Raw genomic sequence first — 1,128 nt, forward strand, 5'->3', positions numbered from 1 at the left:
CGTTGTGCGTCATTTTAGAGAGACCCTACATTTCAAATCTTAATGCTTAGCGAGAAAGACTTTTTTTGGAAAAACTTTAGGCTTGGAACTGAATTACAGAATTCCGGAACATTTATTTATAACGGAATATTTCATCTGGACAACATTGATTATTTCAGTCACGAAGAAGACTGTTTTGAATTCTTGTATAACATTTCCGTAGGAATTGAAAGGCTGCAAAAAATATTAATTGTTTTACTCGAACATGAAAATGTTGAATCGCAGGAAGAATTTGAAAAATCTTTGATAACTCACAATCATCTCGAATTATTAGGAAGAATTAAAGCCAAGCACCAATTAAAATTCTGCAAAACTCACAATAAATTTCTGGGACTTCTGACTAATTTTTACAAATCTGTTAGATATGAGCGGTTCAATATTAATTCTGTTTACAAACCTTCTCAAGACAAAGAAAAATTGGTTGAGTTTATTATGAGTGAGTTGCAAGTTAAACTCACAGAAGGTCCAATTAATGTGTTAGAGAATACAGAACAAGTAAAGAGCTTTTTAGGTAGGGTAATTAAAAAGATTTCAATTTCACTATATAAATTAATTAGAAAAGAAACGTTCAGGCTCGGCATATTCACACACGAAATAAGGTATAACTCAAAATCCTTTAAAATATTTATGGAGCAGGAGTTTGAATTCAAAAACGAAAGACTAATGCAGAGGGAAGTTCTTTTATTCTTACTGAAAAAATTTCCTAACGACGAGCTAAATAAGTTTATAGACAGTATTACATCGCTTCCGTTCGGACAATGCCATACAAATCATTACATCGAAAGCATTTTAAATATTAACAAAGCCGGAAGTGCAAAAGACGAAATGCTTTATCTATATGAGGAAGACAGACCTTCTAAAGACAGATTAAATGAAATACTAGCAATCGGTTCAAACATAAATTTTGATTACTTTAGCGACACTGACAATGACGAAGGAGAATTTGAATAAAAACGAACGCACAACAGCAGTTTTGCAAAAGTTGGGCAGACGGAATAAATTTAAACTGTAAATCGCTATTTGGCTTTTGTGCATAGGCTCAGCAGACGAACATTGAATGCCCAACCTTCGCAAAGCTGATAAACGTTA

Annotated in this window: 1 protein-coding gene; it reads left to right on the forward strand. The window is 32.9% G+C overall.

From position 1 onward, the window contains the following. Positions 1-42 precede the first annotated feature (42 nt). Positions 43-990, forward strand: a complete 948-nt coding sequence (locus FC093_RS23590; RefSeq protein WP_137264284.1) for a hypothetical protein — start codon at positions 43-45, stop codon at positions 988-990. The last annotated feature ends 138 nt before the right edge of the window (positions 991-1,128 follow it).

Source organism: Ilyomonas limi, assembly GCF_005233845.1.
In the GTDB taxonomy this organism is placed as follows: Bacteria; Bacteroidota; Bacteroidia; order Chitinophagales; family Chitinophagaceae; genus Ilyomonas; species Ilyomonas limi.

Coding starts and splice junctions, on each gene's coding strand:
- FC093_RS23590 (WP_137264284.1), top strand. CDS start 43: ATGCTTAGCGAGAAAGACTTTTTTTGGAAAAACTTTAGGCTTGGAACT.